Origin of the sequence: Streptomyces sp. SID10853 (genome assembly GCF_010548145.1) — a bacterium.
Classification (GTDB): Bacteria; Actinomycetota; Actinomycetes; order Streptomycetales; family Streptomycetaceae; genus Streptomyces.
The window spans coordinates 1-16,912 of the sequence record NZ_JAAGLN010000155.1; the positions used below are offsets into that span (position 1 = coordinate 1).

Below are 16,912 nucleotides of genomic sequence, written 5' to 3' on the forward strand. Positions count from 1 at the left end.
GCTGTCGGCCGGCTTCTCGCCGCCGCCCTTCCGGGTCTGCGAGACCTGCTCGCCGCAGCCGGTCCTGGGGTAGCCGGCGATCGAGCAGAGCAGCGCGTCGCTGTTGTAACGCAGCGGCTTGGCGACGGCGGCGAGCGCCTCGGCGCTGGTCGCGTCCCCGCCGACCCGCGCGCAGACGGTGCGCTCGGCCGGCGGCTTCTCGCCGCCCGGCGCGTCGGCCGCCGTACCGAAGTCGATGACCAGCGCGACCCGCTTGGAGCCGCCCTCGGCCGGGGTCTTCGCGCAGATGCCGTCGAAGGTGAGGGCGCCGCCCCGCGCGGGGACGCGCGGCTTGCTCGCGTCCTGGGAGTCCGCGCTGACCGCGAACCGGAAACCCTGGACGTCCCCGTCGGCGGGCCTGGCGGTCGACGGGCCCTCGGTCGCGTACTGCCAGCCGCTGCCCGAGCGGTCCCAGAACGACCAGTACCGGTACCCCGCGGCCTGCGCGGGAGCCGCCCCGAAGGCCGTGAGCGCGGCGAGCGCCGCGCCCACCGCGACAGCCGACGCGGTCAGCCGGACGGAACCTGTCCGCACGCGACGCGCACGGTGTGCCGGGCGGCGCATCAGACCTGCCGCTTCCTGCCGCGCATGCTGAGCAGGAAGCCGATACCGATACCGGCGACCAGGCCGACACCGACGATCCACCAGACGCTGACGCCCGAGCTGTCGCTGTCCTTCTTCGAGTCGGCGGCCCGCGCCGGCGAAGCGGGGGCCGGGCCGGTCGCGTTGAGCTGCTTGACCAGGTCGGCGCCGCCGAAGTCGTGCGGGTCGATCCCGTTCGCACGGGCCGCGAAGATCAGCTGGGCGTACGCGGCGGGACCGCTCTGCCGCGCCCATCCGGCAGCGTGCTGTTCGAGCCAGGCGAGCGGCTGCCTGGCCTGGGCGACGAGACCGTCGGCGCCGAGCGCGGTCACCGCGTCGGCGGTGTTGCCGTAGTCGGGCTGGTCCTCGGCGCCCGGCATCGCCGACTTGAGATACGCCTTCCCGGCGGTCGCGCCTGCCAGGTAGGTGGCTCCGTTGTGCGCGGTCTGGGCGGGCGTCGAGGCGTTCAGACAGCCCGTACCGCTGACGTCCTTGCCGCCGGGGCGCGGGGCCAGACCGGCGCCCAGCGTGCCCAGTACGGCCGCGCCCGTCGCGTCGGCGTTCGCGTACAGCTTCCCCGTCTTCTTGTCCGGCTGGTAGGCGAAGCCGCCGCCCTCCTTGGCGTCGCACGGGATCGCGAGCGAGACCAGCACCTTCTTGGCCTTCGCCGTCGGCTCACCGGCCGCGGCGAGCGCGCCGATCACCACCGATGTGGAGTTCGCGTCGCTGGTGCCGCCGGGGTTGTAGCTCCAGCCGCCGTCCTTGCCCGCGACGGACTTCAGCCAGGCGGCGCCCTTCTGCACGGCGGCGTCGTGCCCGCCGAGCGCGTCCAGCGCCTGGACGGCTGCCGCGGTGGCGTTGGTGTCCAGGAGGTCCTTCCCGCCGCACGGCTTCGTCACGTCGGCGCGGAAGGAGGTGAAGGCGCCGTCGGCGCACTGCTGGCCGGTCAGCCAGTCGACGGCCTTCGCCGCGGGGCGCACCCCGGTGGCGTCCTGCGCGATCAGCGCGAGGGACTGCCGCCAGACGCCGTCGTACTTGGGGTCCGTCTTGCCGTACAGACCGGAAGGGAGCACCGGGGACGCCGGGGCCGACGGCGACGGGGAGCCGGCGAAGGCCGTCGGTGCAGCGGCCGCGCAGACTACGGCGGATGCGGCCAGCGCGATGGCGCTGCGGCGAAGGGTCATGGCGGGCGGGGCCTCTCCTGCGGGGAAACCGGGACACGGGCCCACTCAGGCACCGGGGCTCCGGCTCCGTATACCTCGACGGTGCCGGCCACCGGAGGCTCCGGTGGCACGAGCCGGTCACTTCCGTACAGGGCGGTCCGGCTCACCGTCGCAGATCGACGGTTCACGGATGGGGCATCCCCTGGTCGAGCGGAGCCGAGAGCTTGGGGAAGGGGTCAGCGCCGGAATTGCACCGGCTTCCCCCTGTGCGGGTGTGATGACGACCTTCCTACTGTACCGGCGGGCCGGGGCCGGCCCCGGGGGCGGGGCACGGGTGCCTCCGCCGGGACGGCGACGGACGGCGGCGCACCGCTGGATCCGGTGCGCCGCCGTCCGTCGCCGCTCCGTAACGGCCCGGGGGCCGAGACGGCTTTCGTCAGTCCTGCACAGTCCTGAGTCGTGCACAGTCCTGAGTCCTGCACCGTCCTACTTGATGTCGACCGGCCCGTTGTCGCCGTTGTCGTTGCCCGACTTCCCGCCGAGGTAGCGCTGGATCTCCGCGCCCCGGCCGCCCTGGTGGGCGTCGTCGTCCTGCGCGCCCAGGTTCTTCCGTACCGAGTCGAGGATCGTCAGGCCCTGGCCCACCAGCCCGGCCGCGATCTCGCCCAGTCCGTCCGCGCCGTTGAGCACGTTGACGTTGGCGCCCGCGAGACCGGAAGCGGCCTCCTTGACGATCTGCGGGAGCTGGTCGATCAGCATGCGGTCGAGCGCCACCCGGTCGTACGAGGCGGCGGCCGCGGCCTGGATCTTCATCCGCTCGGCCTCGGCCACGGCCAGCACCCTGATGCGCTCGGCGTCCGCCTCGGCGGGCTTCACGATCTCGGCGACCAGCTGCTGCTGGCGCAACTGGGCGGCGCGCTCGGCCAGTTCGGTCTGGGCCGCGAGCACCTCCTGCTGCGCGTGCGCCTGGGCGAGCGGACCGGCCTGGGCGGCCTCGGCCTGCGCCCGGTCCACCTCCGCCGAGTACTGCGCCTGTACGACGGCGGTCTGCCGCTGGTACTCGGCCTGGTTACGGTTGGCCTCCTGCTGCGCCTCCACGGACTGCTGGGTGGCCTGCGCCTGGGCGATCTGGGCCTGCCGCTGGATGGCCGCCGTGTGCGGGGCGGACATCGCGGCGATGTAGCCCGTCTCGCCGTCGTCGATCGACTGGATCTGGAGCGAGTCCACGATCAGACCGATCTTGGCCATCTCCGTCTTGGAGGTCTCCAGCACCTCGGTGGCGAGCTTCTGCCGCTCGGTGACGATCTCCTCGACGGTCATCGAGCCGATGATCGACCGCAGATGGCCGGAGAAGATCCGGCCGGTCAGCACCGACATCTGGTCCTGGTCGGAGAGGAAGCGCTGGCCGGCGTTGACGATGCTCTCGGTGTCGTTGCCGACCTTGAACGCGATGACGGCCCGCACGGTCAGCACGATGCCCTGCCGGGTCACACAGGTCTCGGCGACCTCCGCCTCGCACATCGCCAGCGTCAGGAAGCGGGTCTTGCGGAAGACCGGAAGGACGAACTTGCCGTGACCGGTCACGACCCTGAAGGGCGCACCGCCCAGACCACGCCTGCCTCCTGAGATGAGCATGGCCTCGTCCGGCGCCGGAACGCGATAACCCAACATCCTTGGTCTCCTTAGTCGCTGTCGCCGGGGTCGAGGGTCAGCGCATCCAGCGGATCCACGGGATCGGCCCACTCGATGACGTCGACCTGGCGAGTACCGCGGGATTCGATCACGAGCACTGTCGCCCCGTACGACAAAGGCTCCTGGGACCAGGCGAGAAAGGCTTCCCAGCCACCTCTGACCTGGACCAGGACCTCACCGGGGCCGGCAGATCCGCGCGTGGCCAGGATCAGCTTCCCCGTGCAGCCGATCACAGCCTCGTCCGGCGCCATCGGCGGCCGCCCCCCTCGTGATGTGCGGTACTGAATGCATGACCCTAACGCTACTCCGACCAGCGGACTATCCTCCGCTGGTCCTGAGTTCGGCGCCGGCGGAGGAGAGGTGCGGGGCGGCCGGGCGGACGTATCCCGGGGGACCGCCGGCCGTCTGCCGCCGGTACCGGACAGGACCGGGGTGACTTTCCCGGCTATACCGCCACATAGGTGACGGGGTCACTGCCGGTGAGGGCTTCCGCCTGCCCCAGTTTGACCAGCCTGCGCAGATGGGCCTCGGCCTCCGAGACCGCGATATTGCGCGAGCCGTGCGGGATCTGCTCCCAGGGGCGGTTCCACTCCATCCGCTCGGCGATCTGCCAGGTGGTGAGGGGCTGGGCGAGCAGGGCCCGCAGATCCCGGAGGCGGTCCTCGTGGTGGGTGAGCAACTCCCGTACCCGGCCGGCCGCGTCGGTGAACGCGTGCTGGTGGGCGGGGAGCACTTCGGCGGGCGCCAGCCGGCCGATCCGCTCCAGGGAGGCCAGGTAGTCGCCGAGGGGGTCGTCGGTGACGGTGGCGTCGTCGGGGTCCTCGTAGAGCCCGATGTGCGGGGTGATGCCCGGCAGCAGATGGTCACCGGAGAACAGCCGGCCGTTGCCCGGCCGGTTCGCCGGGTGCTCCTCGTCCAGGTGGAGGCAGACATGGCCCGGGGTGTGGCCGGGTGTCCAGATGGCGCGCAGCCTGCGGCCGGGCAGCGGCAGCAGGTCACCGGGGACGATCTCGCGGTCGGGAACGGCGGCCCGCAGCCCCGGCAGCGTCCGCATGCCGCCGGAGGCGCGGGCCCGGCGCAGCGGTTCGATGTGCTCGTCGGGTGCCCCGGCGGCGGCGAGTTTGCGGGTGAGGTACTCCAGCCAGACGGCCGGTTCGGCGCCGCGGGTGCGCTTGACGACCTCGGTGTCGGCCGCGTGCATCGCGAGCCAGGCCCCGGACTCCTCGCGCACCTGGCCGGAGAGACCGTGGTGGTCGGGGTGGTGGTGGGTGATGAGCACGCCGTGGATGTCCGTGATGCCGAGGGAGAGCTCCGCGAGCCCCGCGGTCAGCGCGTCCCAGGACGTGGGGTCGTCCCAGCCGGTGTCGATCAGTACGGGGCCGCTGTCCGTCTCGATGACATGGACCAGGGTGTGGCCCAGCGGGTTGTCGGGGATCGGGACCTCGATGGACCAGACGCCTCCGCCGTGCTCGGTCACCTGCGCCATGGCGTCCTCAACTCTCTCCGGGGTCCCTGCGGTTGCCCGCCCGGCTCACTATAACTAGAACGGGTTCCAATGGGGTGGCGGGTCCCGACGGGTGGGATCCGGTCGGTCCGGGCGTCCTCCGGGGGTTCCGGATGCGAAGTAGAACTGGTATCAGTTTCTGATACAGCGTCAGAAAGTTTCCCCCGGGAGGCAGTCAGTCATGACCGAGCTCGTGGAACACCGGCAGCTCTTCATCGGCGGGGAGTGGGCGGAACCACTCGGCACCGACGTCATCGAAGTCGTCTCGCCCCACACCGAGCAGGTCATCGGACGCGTGCCGCACGCCTCCGAGGCCGATGTGGACCGTGCTGTCGCCGTGGCGCGGCAGGCGTTCGACGAGGGCCCCTGGCCCCGGATGTCCCTGGACGAGCGGATCGAGGTGATCACCCGGATCAAGGACGCCTTCGCCGTCCGGTACGAGGAGATCGCCCGGGTCATCAGCGCGCAGAACGGCACCCCGTACACATCGAGCACCATGGTCCAGGCGCTCGCCGCGATGATGGTGTGGGACGCGGCGATCACGACCGCGCGCGCCTTCCCGTACGAGGAGCACCGCGACGGCGCCCTCGGCAAGCTGCTCGTACGCCGTGAGCCGGTCGGGGTGGTGGCCGCGGTCGTCCCGTGGAACGTCCCGCAGTTCACGGCCGCCGCCAAGCTCGCCCCCGCGCTGCTCGCGGGCTGCCCGGCGATCCTGAAGGTCTCGCCGGAGACCCCGCTGGACGCCTATGTGCTCGCCGACATCGTCAGTGAGGCCGGACTGCCGAAGGGTGTGCTGTCGATCCTCCCGGCCGACCGCGAGGTCAGCGAGTACCTGGTCGGGCACCCCGGCGTCGACAAGGTGTCGTTCACCGGATCGGTCGCGGCGGGCAAGCGCGTGATGGAGGTCGCCGCCCGCAATCTCACCCGGGTCACCCTGGAGCTGGGCGGCAAGTCCGCGGCGATCATCCTGCCCGACGCGGATGTGGCGTCGGCGGTCGCGGGCATCGTGCCGTTCGCCTGGATGATCAACGGGCAGGCGTGTGTCGCCCAGACCCGGATCCTGGTCCCGCGCAGCAGGTACGACGAGATCGCCGAGGCGTTCACCGCCGCCGCGGGCGCGCTCAAGGTCGGCGACCCGATGGACCCGGAGACCGAGGTGGGCCCGCTGGTGGCGCGCCGCCAGCAGCAGCGCTCCCTCGACTACATCCGCACCGGCCAGGAGGAGGGCGCCAAGATCCTCACCGGTGGCGGCCGCCCGGCGTCCCCCGGGAGCGGCTGGTACGTCGAACCGACGCTCTTCGGGGACGTCGACAACTCGATGCGGATCGCCCGCGAGGAGATCTTCGGCCCGGTGATCTGCCTGCTGCCCTACGGCGACGAGGAGGAGGCCGTGAAGATCGCCAACGACTCCGACTACGGCCTCAGCGGCAGTGTCTGGACGGCCGACGTCGAGCACGGCATCGAGATCGCGCGCCGGGTCAGGACGGGCACGTACAGCGTGAACACGTTCAGCCTGGACATGCTCGGGCCGTTCGGCGGCTACAAGAACTCCGGCGTGGGAAGGGAGTTCGGGCCCGAGGGGTACGGCGAGTACTTCGAGCACAAGATGATCCACCTCCCCGCCGGGTACGAACCGGCAGCGGGCGGGGCGGAGTAATGGGGGACCGCTGGCATGTGGAGGTCGACCGGTCCGTCTGCATCGGCTCCGGGATGTGTGTGAACCACGCGCCGGACGGCTTCGCGCTCGACTCGGCGCGCCAGTCGCACCCGAAGGCACCGGAGACCGACGCCAACGAGAAGGTGCTGGCCGCGGCGGAGGGCTGCCCGGTCGAGGCCATCGTGATCACTCTCCTGGAGAGCGGCGAGACGGTCTTCCCACCCGACGACTAGGCGCTGTCCGGCGGGTCGGGTCGCGGGACGGTGACGGGCCGGCCGGGCGGGATCAGGCGCCGTCCGGGCGGGTCAGGTCGATCAGCCGGCAGACCGTCTCGATGTCGATCTTCACCTGGGCGATCGAGGCCCGCCCGGACAGCCAGGTGATCAGCGCGGAGTGCCAGGTGTGCTCGATGACCCTGACCGCCGAGAGCTGTTCGGGGGTCGGGCGCTCCAGGCCCATCGCGTCCAGGATGATCGCCGTCGTCAGCCGGGAGACGGTGTCCACCTCCGGGCTGACGCTCCGGTCGGCGAAGGTCAGCGCGCGCACCATCGCGTCCGCCAGATGCGGCTCGCGCTGGAGCGCGCGGAAGGCGCCCATCAGCGTCGAGGCGACGCGCTCGGCGGGGGTGTCGCCCGCGGGCGGGCGCTTGCGGAGGGCGGTGTGCAGATGCTGGAGCTGGTCCTGCATGGTCGCGACCAGCAGATGGACCTTCGAGGGGAAGTACCGGTAGAGCGTGCCGAGCGCCACCGACGAGGACTCGGCGACCTCACGCATCTGCACCGCGTCGAAGCCGCCGCGGCTGGCCAGCTGGGCGCTCGCGTGCAGAATCCGGCGGCGGCGCGCCTCCTGCCGTTCCGTCAGGGCCGGCGACGCCGGCTTGGCTTCCACAGTCATCTGTCCCATCCGATCCCGCCGTGGCGCGAATCACCCGATCCGGCTGTTACGACGGAGCTACCTGCCGGTAGATTCGAAGCTCATTGAACGATCAAGTCTGGCCGAGTTCTTCCGGGGGCGCCCCCTCGGGCCCCAGGCTTGCAAGAACTTGTTCTAGATTAGCGTGAGCGACTACGCTCCGCCGGGACTGCTGCGAGAAGGGGGCCGAGTGTGACAGCTGAGGCCATAGAAGCGGGCCCCCTCGCCGGCGGATCCGCCGCCGGCGCCCAGGGTCCACTGCGCATCGCGTTCCTCACGTACAAGGGCAATCCTTTCTGCGGAGGCCAGGGCGTCTACGCCCGGCACCTCTCACGGGAGCTGGCCCGGCTCGGCCACAGCGTCGAGGTGATCGGCGCCCAGCCCTTCCCCGTGCTGGACGAGGGCGTACCGCTCACCGAGCTGCCCAGCCTCGACCTGTACCGCAGCCCCGACCCCTTCCGTACCCCGGGACGCGACGAGTACCGCGACTGGATCGACGCCGTCGAGGTGGGCACGATGTGGACCGGCGGCTTCCCCGAGCCGCTGACCTTCTCGCTGCGCGCCCGGCGCCATCTCCTCGCCAGGCGCGGCGAGTTCGACGTCATCCACGACAACCAGACCCTCGGGTACGGGCTGCTCGGCGACCTCGGCGCCCCGCTGGTCACCACCGTCCACCACCCCATCACCGTCGACCGGCGGCTCGATCTGGCGGCCGCCGACGGCTGGCGCCGCCGCGCCTCCGTACGCCGCTGGTACGGCTTCACCCGGATGCAGAAGCGGGTCGCCCGCAGGCTGCCCTCCGTCCTGACCGTCTCCGGCTCCTCGCAACAGGAGATCATCGAGGACCTCGGGGTGCGCCGGGACCGTATCCACGTCGTGCACATCGGCGCCGACACCGAACTCTGGTCGCCCGACCCGGCCGTGGCCGAGGTGCCCGGGCGGATCGTGACGACATCGAGCGCCGACGTACCGCTCAAGGGCCTCGTCCACCTGGTCGAGGCGCTCGCCAAGCTCCGTACCGAGCACCCGGCCGCCCACCTCGTCGTCGTCGGCCGGCGGGCCGAGGACGGACCGGTCGCGCAGGCCATCGAGCGGTACGGACTCGACGGCGCGGTCCGGTTCGTCAAGGGCATCAGCGACCAGGAGCTGGTCGACCTGGTGCGCGGCGCGCAGATCGCCTGTGTGCCCTCGCTCTACGAAGGTTTCTCACTGCCGGCTGCCGAGGCGATGGCCACCGGCACCCCGCTGGTCGCGACGACCGGCGGGGCCATCCCCGAGGTCACCGGCGCCGACGGCGAGACCTGCCTCGCGGTGCCGCCGGGCGACGCGGGCGCGCTGTCCTGCGCCCTGTCCCGGCTGCTCGCCGACCCCGTACTCCGCACCCGCCTCGGCACGGCCGGGCGGGAGCGTGTCCTGGCCCGCTTCACCTGGAAGCAGGCCGCCATCGGCACCGCCGAGCGCTACCGCGAAGCCATCGCGGCCCGCCGCCCCGGCACCCCGTCCGTGTCGGCCTAGGCCCCCGATGGCCCCTGCGGCCCTCGGGCCACCCCCTCCCATCCTCCTAGCGAAGAAGGCAGACCCCCCGTGCTGACCGTGGACTTCTCCCGCTTCCCGCTCGCCCCGGGCGACCGTGTGCTCGACCTCGGCTGCGGCGCGGGCCGGCATGCCTTCGAGTGCTACCGGCGCGGCGCGCAGGTCGTGGCGCTCGACCAGAACGGCGAGGAGATCCGCGAGGTCGCCAAGTGGTTCGCCGCCATGAAGGAGGAGGGCGAGGCACCGGCCGGTGCCACCGCCACCGCCATGGAGGGCGACGCGCTCAACCTGCCGTTCCCCGACGCCTCGTTCGACGTCGTGATCATCTCCGAGGTCATGGAGCACATCCCGGACGACAAGGGCGTGCTCGCCGAGATGGTCCGGGTGCTGAAGCCCGGCGGCCGGATCGCGATCACCGTGCCCAGGTACGGACCCGAGAAGGTCTGCTGGGCGCTCTCCGACGCCTACCACGAGGTCGAGGGCGGCCACATCCGCATCTACAAGGCGGACGAACTCCTCGGCAAGATCCGTGAGGCCGGGCTGCGGCCGTACGGCAGCCACCACGCGCACGCGCTGCACGCCCCGTACTGGTGGCTCAAGTGCGCGTTCGGTGTCGACAACGACAAGGCGCTCCCGGTCCGCGCCTACCACCAGCTGCTGGTCTGGGACATCATGAAGAAGCCGCTGGCCACCCGGCTCGCCGAGCGCGCGCTGAACCCGGTCGTCGGCAAGAGCTTCGTGGCGTACGCGACCAAGCCGCACACGCCGCGGGTGGGCGCGTGACCTCACCGGGCCGTACGGAACATCTGGTCCTGCCCGGAGTCCTCACCGCCGAGCAGGCCGCCCGCACGGTCGCCGGGATCCTCGCCGTCCAGCGCGAGGACGGCGCGATCCCGTGGTTCCGCGGGCACCACCTCGACCCGTGGGACCACACCGAGGCCGCCATGGCGCTGGACGCCGCGGGCGAGCACGAGGCCGCCGAGCGGGCGTACGACTGGCTCGCCAGGCACCAGAACGCGGACGGCTCCTGGTACGCCGCCTACCAGGACGGCGACCCGGAGCGGATCACCGACCGGGGCCGGGAGACCAACTTCTGCGCCTATGTCGCCGTCGGCGTCTGGCACCACTATCTGGCCACCGGCGACGACACGTTCGCCGACCGGATGTGGCCCGTCGTGTACGCGGCGGTCGAGTTCGTGCTCCAGCTCCAGCAGCCGGGCGGCGAGATCGGCTGGAAAAGGGAGCCGGCGGAGGACGGCGGGGCGGTCGTCGAGGACGCGCTGCTGACCGGTTCCTCATCCGTCTACCAGGCGCTGCGCTGTGCGCTCGCGCTCGCCGACGAGCGCGAGGAGCCGCAGCCCGACTGGGAGTTGGCGACCGGGGCGCTGGGGCACGCGATCCGCAGCCACCCCGAACGCTTCCTGGACAAGAGCCGCTACTCGATGGACTGGTACTACCCGGTGCTCGGCGGCGCGCTCGGCGGAGCAGCGGCGAAGGAGCGGATCGACGCGGAGTGGGACCGCTTCGTCGTACCGGATCTCGGAGTGCGCTGTGTGCTCCCCAACAACTGGGTGACCGGCGGCGAGAGCTGTGAACTCGCCCTGACGCTCTGGGTGATGGGGGAGTCGGACCGGGCCCTGGAGATCCTCCAGTCGATCGGGCACCTGCGGGCGGACGACGGCATGTACTGGACGGGCTATGTGTTCGACGACCGGGCGCTGTGGCCGCTGGAGCGCACCAGCTGGACCGCGGGGTCACTGCTGCTCGCGGTGGCCGCGCTCGGCGGGGAGGAGGCGACGACCGCGGTCTTCGGCGCGGAGCGTCTGCCGTCCGGGCTCGAACCCGACTGCTGCCGCTGAGGGTGCGCCCGGGGCCGGGCGCACCGCCGCGTGGAATCCGTACGTGAACTTCGTACCTGAAGTCCGTACGCGAGGTCCGTACCTGAACTTCGTACGCGAGGTCCCTACGCGAGGTCCGTACGTGGAAGCCGGGTGCGGAACCCATACGGACCGCCCCGGGTCGCGGTGCCCGGGCGTCCGGGTGAAGCTGCGGCTGTACGGCGTACACAGTCCGCGTCCCCGTGCGCCCCCACCCACTCCCGGCCCCCGGAGGTCCGCCGTGGTCACATCGGCCCCGCTCCGCCGTTCCGTCGTCGCCCTGGTCCTGTCCGGTGCACTGCTGGCCGGCGGCACCGCCTGCGGCAGTGACACCGCCAGGCACACCACCTCGGCCGCCCCCGCCGCCTCCGCCGCACCGAGCAGCACCGCCGAGAAGCAGAAGCTGGCCAAGACCCGCTTCGTGGCCAACGCCGGGCTCGCGGCCGGTGCGACCTACCAGTGGATCGTGAAGCCGTACAAGAAGGGCAAGTTCAAGAAGGGCGCGGACCACCGGACCTTCACGCTGATCAAGGCGGGGCTGGCCGGCACCTTCGCGTACAACAGGCTGAAGGCCGCGCTCAAGAACGCCAAGGGCGACCCGCTGCTGGCCAAGGCGGTGGCGCCGCTCACCGCCGGTGTCGCGTCGCTGAAGAGCCTGCCCGGCAAGCTGCGCAAGGGGGACGGCGGCGCGGCGGGAAGCTTCGACTCCGTGATCAACTCGGTGAAGGGCGCGGGGAAGAGCGCGGGCGCCGAGGTCAAGAACAAGGTGCCGTCCAGCGGCCAGCTGTCCGGAGGCTGACCTGAATCCACCGGGCCGGTCGGGCCGGGATCCTAGGGTGGGGCCATGACGCTACTGGGACATGACCGTTACTGCGACGAACTGCTGCGGCAGACCGGCCTGTTGAGGTCGGCGCTGACCGGAACCGACCTGACGGCGACGGTGCCGACCTGCCCCGACTGGAGCCTGGGCGAACTGGCCCGCCATGTGGGCCGCGCGCAGCGCTGGGCCGAGGCGATCGTACGGACGAAGGCAACCGAGGCCGTTCCGCCCGACCAGGTGCCGGACAGCGAGGGTGCGCCCGACGACGCTCCCGCGGCCCTGGACACCTGGCTGGAAGCGGGCGCCGCGCGTCTCGCGGCGACCCTGCGGGAGGCCGGTCCTGATGCCGCGGTCTGGACATGGGCGGCCGACCGGCGTGCCGGCTTCTGGGCGCGCCGGATGGTCCATGAGACGGCGGTGCACCGGGCGGACGCGGCGCTGACGGCGGGTGTGCCGTTCGAGGTGGAGCCGGAGGTCGCCGCCGACACCATCGACGAGTGGCTGGAGATCCTGGCCTTCGCCCAGGCGTCCGGCGACAAGGACGTGGCCGATCTGCGAGGGGCGGGCCGGTCGATCCATCTGCACGCCACGGACGCGGCCGACGCGGAGTGGCTGATCGAGTTCGGCGACGACGGGTTCAGCTGGCGCCGGGGGCACGAGAAGGCGACGGTGGCGCTCCGGGGGCCGCTGGTGGACGTGCTCCAGGTCTTCTACCGGCGGCTGCCCGCGACGAGCGACCGGGTGGAGGTGCTGGGGGACCGGGAACTGCTGGACTTCTGGCTGGAGCGGGCCTCGTTCTAGGCCGTGTGCACCTCCTGCTGTCCCGCCCCGGGCGGTCGGGACAGCAGGGCGCGGTGGGGCAGGGTGGGACGGCGGTGGGGCTCAGGTGTTCAGGTGTTCAGCTCGGCCAGCACCCGCAGTGTGGTGGTGTCCGGGGCTGCCACCAGCAGGTCGGTCACCGGGCCCTTGCGCCACAACTCCAGCCGCTCCTTGATCCGTTGGCGCGGTCCCACCAGCGAGATCTCGTCGGCGAACGCGTCCGGGACGGCCAGCACAGCCTCCTCCTTGCGGCCCGCGAGGAACAGCTCCTGGATCCGGTGCGCCTCGGCCTCGAAGCCCATCCGCGCCATCAGGTCCGCGTGGAAGTTGCGGGCCGCGTGCCCCATGCCTCCGATGTAGAAGCCCAGCATGGCCTTCACCGGGAGCAGGCCATCCGCCACGTCGTCGCAGACCTGCGCACGGGCCAGCGGCGCGATCATGAAGTCCTCGGGGAGCCCGGTGAGGGACGCGTCGTAGACGTCGGAGCGGGTCGGTGACCAGTACAGGGGGAGCCAGCCGTCCGCGATCCGGGTGGTCTGGGCGATGTTCTTCGGCCCCTCCGCCCCCAGCAGGACGGGCAGTTGGGCCCGCAGCGGATGGGTGATCGGCTTGAGCGGTTTGCCGATCCCGGTGGCGTCCGCGCCCCGGTACGGATGCTGGTGGAAGCGGCCGTCCAGCTCGACCGGCGCCTCCCTCCTCAGGACCTGGCGGATGACGTCGACGTACTCCCGGGTCGCGGTGAGCGGGCTGCTGGGGAAGGGCCTTCCGTACCAGCCCTCCACCACCTGGGGGCCCGAAAGCCCCAGGCCCAGCATCATCCGGCCGCCGGAGAGGTGGTCCAGGGTGAGGGCGTGCATCGCGGTGGCGGTGGGGGTACGGGCCGCCATCTGCGCGATCGCCGTACCCAGCCGGATACGGGAGGTGTGCGCCGCGATCCAGGTGAGCGGGGTGAAGGCGTCGGAGCCCCACGCCTCGGACGTCCACACGGACGCGTAGCCGAGGCGCTCGGCCTCCTGGGCCAGTTCGAGATGGCCGGGTGCCGGGCCACGGCCCCAGTAGCCGAGGGCGAGTCCTAGCCGCATCGTGAAGCCTTCCGGTCGCACGGTATCTGACGGGTCGCCAGGCGACTTTAGGCGCAACGGCCCCCGCCCGGAAGGGGCGGGGGCCGTGAGGAGTCGCACGTCAGGGGTCAGGATCTGACCCGGCCTGCCCCGGACGGCAGGCCGCGAGCGCGGGGTTTCAGCCGCGCTGGATACCGGTGGTGTCCTGGAGCACACCGCGCCGGCCGTCCTGTGTCTGCGCGATCAGACCGGGGCCGCGCTGCTCGACCGCGAGGTACCAGGTCCCCGGGGCCAGTTCGGCGATGGGGGACGGCGAGCCGTCCTCCGCGTACAGCGGACGGGCCACCGGAACCGCGAACCAGAACGGCGCGAACTCCCCTGCGGGGGCCGCTGCCGCGGGCTGGGACTGCTGGGTGGGGGCGGGCTGCTGGGTGTCCTGCGGCTGACCGGGGTGCCCGGCCTGGCCTCCGAACGCCGCGGGCTGCGCCTGACCCGGCTGCGGCTGCGCGCCGTAGGGGTGCTGGGCCTGCGCGCCCGGGTACCCGTAGCCCTGGCCCGGCGCACCGGCTGCCTGCACGCCGTACGGGGACGGTGTCATGGCCGCAGGCTTCGGGGCGCTCAGCAGCGGGCCCTTGAGCGCGGGCACGAGCGGCCCCGCGACAGCTCCGCCCGCGAGCACCAGCGCCGCGATGAACCCGAGGATCAGGCCGGCCCCCCGGTTCGACGCGTCGATCAGGGTCCAGAAGGCCGTCCACGCGGCGAAGACGGTGAACGCGACACCGAACTGGGCCATGTCGAGGCCGGCGACCTTGCGCGGCTGCGGCAGGGCGCGGGCCACGGTGATCAGGGCGGCCCCGATGACGCCGGCCAGGTAGATGCCCATCAGCGTGCCCAGTGAGTCCCAGGCGCTGGGGTTGTCCAGGTTGGTGCAGTACGAACCGCTGCACTGGTTGCCGTAAGAGGTGAGATCGAGGAACGAGGCGATGAACAGCACCACCGCTGCTCCGATCACCACGCCGTCGCCTCGTGTGAGGGAGCGGATGTTCACGTAAGAATCCTTAGTAGGTCGGCTCGTCGGGGCGGCGTGGAGCTCGGGGGCGGCTCCCCATCGTAGGGGTGAATCTATCGTCTGCCCCTGCGGGTCGTGTGTCGGGTCTCGTCACTCCGCGTGGAGAAAGCCGCTGATGCCGTCCGCGATCCCCTGTGCCGCCTTCTGGCGCCAGCCCGCGCTGGTGAGCAGAGCGGCATCCTTGGGGTCACGCATATTGCCGCATTCGATGAACACTTTGGGCACGGTTGAGAGATTGAGCCCGCCGAGGTCGCTCCTGGTGTCCAACCCCGTACCGCCGCCGATGTAGTTGGAAGGCGCGGTTCCGGTGTCCCGGAGAAACTTTCCGGCGATCCTGGTGCCGAGGTCGCGCGACGGGCCCACGATGTCGGAGGTGTCGGCCGCACCCGCTTTGACCAGGGCGGGAAGGATCACATGGAAGCCGCGGTGGCCGACGGACGAGCCGTCGGCGTGCACCGAGACGGCCGCGTCCGCTTTCGCTTTATTGCCGGCGGCGGCCCGTTCGGTGACACAGGGGCCGAAACTGTGGTCGTCGTTCTGGGTGAGCTCGACCTTCGCGCCCTGCTTTTCGAGCAGTGAACGCAGCCGGTGCGAGACATCGAGGGTGAACCGGGCCTCGGCATAACCGTTATTGGTCGAAGTGCCGGTGGTGTCGCACTCTGTTGTGCCCTTACCGATATTCACCCGGCGGTTGATTTCGGTCGGGTGACGGTAATTGTTCGGGTTGTGCCCGGGGTCGATCACGACGACTTTTCCCGCGAGCGGTCCGCGACCGGATGCTTCACCGCGGCCGGGCTTGTCGTCGCCGGTCGCCGCGGGCGGGGTGTGCGTGGGAGCGGCGCCCGGGGTGCTGCCCCGAGTGGCCGCCGGGGCCGGGTTCTTCGCCGACACGCTGTCGTCAGGACCGCCCATGGCGTGCCAGATCAGCCAGCCCGCCAGACAGGCGGGCACCAGGGCGGCGACCGTGATCACCCCGGGCGTCCGGAGGCGGCGGGAGAGGGCGGGGCGGTGGTCGTCATCGTCGTCGTACAGCACGGGGCGAGCTTAGACCGGCACGGCACCTGGGGCGGGGCCGCCGTCGGGTGCCGGTGGGGCTCAGATGCCTGTGCCGGTGCGTCGCAGGACGCGGAGCGAGCCGGTCACGGAGATCTCGGTGAAGGCGCCCGACGCGAGAGCCCTGAGGTAGACGCGGTACGGGGCCTGGCCGCCGTCGGCCGGGTCGGGGAAGACGTCGTGGACGAGCAGCAGCCCGCCGTCCGCGAGGTGCGGGGCCCAGCCCTCGTAGTCGCCGCTCGCGTGCTCGTCGGTGTGGCCGCCGTCGATGAACACCAGGCCGAGCGGCCCGCCCCAGGCCCGGGCGACCTGCGGGGACCGGCCGACCATCGCGATCACGTGGTCTTCGAGACCGGCCTTGTGCAGGGTGCGCCGGAAGGTGGGGAGGGTGTCCATGAGGCCGACCTCCGGGTCCACGACGGAGGGGTCGTGGTATTCCCAGCCGGGCTGCTGCTCCTCGCTGCCGCGGTGGTGGTCGACGGTGATCGCGGCGACCCCGGCCGCGCGCGCGGCGTCGGCGATGAGGAGGGTGGAGCGGCCGCAGTAGGTGCCGACCTCCAGGAGCGGGAGGCCGAGACCGGCGGCCTGCGCGGCCGCCTCGTACAGCGCGAGCCCTTCGTCCGCGGGCATGAACCCCTTGGCGGCCTCGAACGCGGCCAGGGTCGCTGGCGTGGGGGCGGCGGCCATGGGGATCCTCCTGCTACGGGACGGGACGGGGGTCTGTTTTGCGGGGCGGTAAGAGACCGGTCTGTTTTACGGGCGGGGCGGGACCGGTCGGACCAGGCGGGCAGCGGCCTGACCGGAACCGGGGAGCGGCCTGACCGGGCCGGGTCATGCTAGTGCGGCGGTCCGGGGGCCCGCGCGGGACCCCCGGACCGGTCGGTCTGCCTGGCGGCTACCGGGTCGCGTTCTCCCGTACGTCCGCCCCCAGCCGCAGGTCCACCGTCACCTGTTCGTCCACGCTCGTGTACGCGACATGGGTGGCGAGCGGCGGCAGGCCGGGCGCCGTGGCGGCGAGGATGTACGTACCGGCCGACCGCGCGGCGAGCGCGAAGGCGCCCGCGCCGTCCGCGACCACGATCCCCGACTGCCGGCCGCGGTGGTCGATCAGTGTGACCGTGGCGCGCGGCA

At 71.9% G+C, this 16,912-nt stretch carries 18 protein-coding genes; 7 read left to right on the forward strand and 11 right to left on the reverse strand.

All coding sequences use genetic code 11. From position 1 onward, the window contains the following. The 5 genes from G3I19_RS24820 to G3I19_RS24840 all read right to left on the reverse strand — a co-directional run. A partial coding sequence (locus G3I19_RS24820) for an SCO2322 family protein (protein ID WP_343235199.1) occupies positions 1 to 573 on the reverse strand: 573 nt, incomplete at its 3' end. Between the two features lie 29 nt (positions 574 to 602). After that, positions 603 to 1,805 (reverse strand): prenyltransferase/squalene oxidase repeat-containing protein, encoded by a 1,203-nt coding sequence (locus G3I19_RS24825; RefSeq protein ID WP_164265924.1) that lies wholly within the window; start codon positions 1,803 to 1,805, stop codon positions 603 to 605. A gap of 465 nt (positions 1,806 to 2,270) precedes the next feature. Then, a complete protein-coding gene (locus G3I19_RS24830) occupies positions 2,271 to 3,455 on the reverse strand; it encodes a flotillin family protein (protein WP_164265925.1) in 1,185 nt (394 codons plus the stop codon). Positions 3,456 to 3,466: 11 nt separating this feature from the next. Continuing rightward, complete coding sequence (locus G3I19_RS24835) at positions 3,467 to 3,727, reverse strand: hypothetical protein (protein ID WP_164265926.1); 261 nt, start codon at positions 3,725 to 3,727, stop codon at positions 3,467 to 3,469. 194 nt (positions 3,728 to 3,921) lie between these two features. Beyond that, positions 3,922 to 4,962, reverse strand: coding sequence for an MBL fold metallo-hydrolase (locus tag G3I19_RS24840; protein WP_164265927.1), 1,041 nt, complete (start codon positions 4,960 to 4,962; stop codon positions 3,922 to 3,924). Between the two features lie 199 nt (positions 4,963 to 5,161). On the opposite strand from G3I19_RS24840, the gene G3I19_RS24845 reads away from it, so the two are divergent. Both G3I19_RS24845 and G3I19_RS24850 read left to right on the forward strand, forming a co-directional pair. After that, positions 5,162 to 6,637, forward strand: a complete 1,476-nt coding sequence (locus tag G3I19_RS24845) for an aldehyde dehydrogenase (RefSeq protein ID WP_164265928.1) — start codon at positions 5,162 to 5,164, stop codon at positions 6,635 to 6,637. Next, positions 6,637 to 6,870, forward strand: coding sequence for a ferredoxin (locus G3I19_RS24850; protein ID WP_164265929.1), 234 nt, complete (start codon positions 6,637 to 6,639; stop codon positions 6,868 to 6,870). Before G3I19_RS24845 ends, G3I19_RS24850 begins: the two co-directional genes overlap by 1 nt. 52 nt (positions 6,871 to 6,922) lie before the next feature. Here G3I19_RS24850 and G3I19_RS24855 read toward each other — a convergent pair whose 3' ends face one another. Continuing rightward, entirely contained in the window at positions 6,923 to 7,531 is a 609-nt protein-coding gene (locus tag G3I19_RS24855) for a TetR family transcriptional regulator (protein ID WP_164265930.1), read from the reverse strand. Between the two features lie 210 nt (positions 7,532 to 7,741). Between G3I19_RS24855 and G3I19_RS24860 the strand changes: the two genes are divergently transcribed. The 5 genes from G3I19_RS24860 to G3I19_RS24880 all read left to right on the forward strand — a co-directional run bounded on the left by G3I19_RS24860 (position 7,742) and on the right by G3I19_RS24880 (position 12,580). Then, complete coding sequence (locus G3I19_RS24860; RefSeq protein ID WP_164265931.1) at positions 7,742 to 9,064, forward strand: glycosyltransferase family 4 protein; 1,323 nt, start codon at positions 7,742 to 7,744, stop codon at positions 9,062 to 9,064. 69 nt (positions 9,065 to 9,133) lie between these two features. After that, positions 9,134 to 9,865 carry a class I SAM-dependent methyltransferase gene (locus G3I19_RS24865; RefSeq protein ID WP_164265932.1) on the forward strand — a complete coding sequence of 244 codons (732 nt, stop codon included), beginning with the start codon at positions 9,134 to 9,136 and terminating at the stop codon, positions 9,863 to 9,865. Beyond that, the gene (locus G3I19_RS24870) at positions 9,862 to 10,941 is read left to right on the forward strand and encodes a prenyltransferase (RefSeq protein ID WP_164265933.1); all 1,080 of its coding nucleotides are present in this window, start codon (positions 9,862 to 9,864) and stop codon (positions 10,939 to 10,941) included. The genes G3I19_RS24865 and G3I19_RS24870 overlap by 4 nt, the downstream gene beginning before the upstream one ends. Positions 10,942 to 11,200: 259 nt before the next feature. Continuing rightward, a complete protein-coding gene (locus G3I19_RS24875) occupies positions 11,201 to 11,758 on the forward strand; it encodes a hypothetical protein (protein WP_164265934.1) in 558 nt (185 codons plus the stop codon). Positions 11,759 to 11,803: 45 nt separating this feature from the next. Then, positions 11,804 to 12,580: a maleylpyruvate isomerase family mycothiol-dependent enzyme gene (locus tag G3I19_RS24880; RefSeq protein ID WP_164265935.1), complete on the forward strand. Its 777-nt coding sequence runs from the start codon at positions 11,804 to 11,806 to the stop codon at positions 12,578 to 12,580. 89 nt (positions 12,581 to 12,669) lie between these two features. Here the strand turns inward: G3I19_RS24880 and G3I19_RS24885 are convergent, their stop codons facing one another. From G3I19_RS24885 to G3I19_RS24905, 5 genes are all read right to left on the reverse strand, one after another. Further along, the gene (locus tag G3I19_RS24885) at positions 12,670 to 13,680 is read right to left on the reverse strand and encodes an LLM class F420-dependent oxidoreductase (RefSeq protein WP_164265936.1); all 1,011 of its coding nucleotides are present in this window, start codon (positions 13,678 to 13,680) and stop codon (positions 12,670 to 12,672) included. A 157-nt stretch (positions 13,681 to 13,837) separates the two neighbouring features. After that, entirely contained in the window at positions 13,838 to 14,707 is an 870-nt protein-coding gene (locus tag G3I19_RS24890; protein ID WP_164265937.1) for a DUF5336 domain-containing protein, read from the reverse strand. A 111-nt stretch (positions 14,708 to 14,818) separates the two neighbouring features. Next, on the reverse strand, positions 14,819 to 15,763 hold the full coding sequence (locus tag G3I19_RS24895) for an N-acetylmuramoyl-L-alanine amidase (protein ID WP_343235200.1): 945 nt from the start codon (positions 15,761 to 15,763) through the stop codon (positions 14,819 to 14,821). Positions 15,764 to 15,823: 60 nt separating this feature from the next. Then, positions 15,824 to 16,468, reverse strand: a complete 645-nt coding sequence (locus tag G3I19_RS24900; protein ID WP_164265938.1) for a class I SAM-dependent methyltransferase — start codon at positions 16,466 to 16,468, stop codon at positions 15,824 to 15,826. Between the two features lie 208 nt (positions 16,469 to 16,676). Next, the coding region (locus G3I19_RS24905) for a carboxypeptidase-like regulatory domain-containing protein (protein WP_164265939.1) at positions 16,677 to 16,912 on the reverse strand (236 nt) is incomplete at its 5' end.